Consider the following 1,895-nt stretch of genomic DNA (forward strand, 5'->3'; position numbering starts at 1 on the left):
CGGAAGTTCGACACTTCCGGGGGTGATTTTCGGCTGCTGCGCATCGGCCAAGACGAAGAATCAATGAGTTAGGCTGAGCGCAAGGTGCAATCCGCGCGGATTTTGTCGTCACACGTCATAACGCATTAACACATTGAGTGTGGGTGAAAGGGCGACTATCGTCGCCACATAATGTATACGCGCATCACGAAAACCGGCGGACGGCAGTATCTCCAACTGGTCGAGTCCTTCCGAAACGAGAGCGGCAAGGTGCGGACCCGGGTCGTGGCCAACCTCGGGCGCCTTGATCAGATCACGCCAGAGCGCGTAGACCCGCTGATCAACGGACTGAACCGGGCCGTCGGGCGCGTCGAGAACACGTTTTCCGAAGTCGTCCAGGAGGCGGGGCTCAGCTTCGGCGACGTCTTCGCGCTTCACGAACTTTGGCGGGACCTCGGGATCGATACCGCCCTGAAACGGGCACTCCGGTCCTCGCGCCGCGGGTTCGACGCCGAGGCGCTGATCCGCGCGATGGTCTTCAACCGCTTGTGCGACCCGGCCAGCAAACTGGGCTGCCTGCGATGGCTGGAAACTGTCGCGATGCCGGCGATGCCCAAAACCGTCACGCATCAGCATCTGCTGCGCGCCATGGATGCGTTGATGGACCATACCGACGCCGTCGAGAGCGCCCTCGCCAAGCAGATCCGCCCATTGGTCGACCGCGATCTGGAGATCGTGTTCTACGATCTGACGACCGTGCGGATCCACGGGGAGGGACACGTCGCGGAGGACATTCGCGCGTTCGGCATGAACAAGGAGATCGGCGGGATCGCCCGCCAGTTCGTGCTCGGCGTGGTGCAGACCGCCGAGGGCCTGCCGCTCATGCACACCGTCCACCCCGGCAACGTCGCCGAGACGAAGACGCTGCGGGCCATGCTGGCGACGGTGCTCGAACGGTTCCCGATCCAGCGGGTGATCCTGGTCGCCGACCGCGGGCTGCTCAGCCTCGATAACATCGGCGAGCTGACCGCCTTGGCGGATCAAGGGGATCGGCAGCTGGAGTTCATCCTCGCCGTCCCGGCTCGGCGCTACGCCGAGCTGGTAGAGACCTTCCAGAGCCTCGTCTTCGACGACGACGGTCTCGCGGAAAGCGCCTTCGCCGGCCACCGGCTGATCGTCGCCCACGATCCCCTGCGCGCCGCTGAGCAGGGCAACCGCCGCCGCGCCCGCCTCGCCGAGCTCGAGGCCATGGCCGAGAAGATGGTCGGCAAGCTCGACGCCCAGGATGCCGGACAAACGCAAAAGGGACGACGCGCCTCGGACCGTGGCGCCTACAGCCGGTTCACCCGAGCGGTCGCCGAGGCGGAGATGACGCGCTTTCTCAAGGCCGATCTCGATGCGGACAGGTTCAGCTGGTCGGTCGACGAAGACGCCGTCGCCCGGGCCGAACTGTTCGACGGCAAACTCGCCCTGATCACCAACGCCCCCGACCTGACGCCGGCCGACACCGTCACGCGCTACAAAGCTCTTGCCGACATCGAGCGGGGCTTTCGGGTCCTGAAATCCGACATCGAGATCGCGCCCGTGCACCATCGGCTTCCCGACCGCATCCGCGCGCATGCCCTGATCTGCTTTCTGGCCCTGTTTCTGTATCGCATCATGCGCATGCGGCTAAAGGCCAAGGGGCAGGCCACCAGCCCGCGCACCGCCCTCGACCTGCTCGCCCGCATCCAGAAGCATACCGCCCATATCGGCCAACGCACCTACGAAGGCACCAGCAAAGCAACCCCCGAACAACTCGACCTCTTCGATGCATTGAACCTCCCGAAACCCGCCTGACGCTCGATGTCGTCACAAAAACGCTTGACCCGCGTCAACAATATCAATCGCTTATCGGATTAACTGTCGAACTCCGG

Annotated in this window: 1 protein-coding gene; it reads left to right on the forward strand. The window is 64.2% G+C overall.

What is annotated here, in order from left to right:
- The first annotated feature begins 171 nt into the window (after positions 1 to 171).
- The gene (locus E2L08_RS16755; protein ID WP_133398224.1) at positions 172 to 1,818 is read left to right on the forward strand and encodes an IS1634 family transposase; all 1,647 of its coding nucleotides are present in this window, start codon (positions 172 to 174) and stop codon (positions 1,816 to 1,818) included.
- The last annotated feature ends 77 nt before the right edge of the window (positions 1,819 to 1,895 follow it).

It is taken from the genome of Palleronia sediminis (assembly GCF_004358695.1).
Lineage (GTDB): Bacteria > Pseudomonadota > Alphaproteobacteria > Rhodobacterales > Rhodobacteraceae > Palleronia > Palleronia sediminis.

Excerpts from the sequence above, each read along its gene's own strand:
- E2L08_RS16755 (WP_133398224.1), top strand. The coding sequence starts at position 172 with ATGTATACGCGCATCACGAAAACCGGCGGACGGCAGTATCTCCAACTG.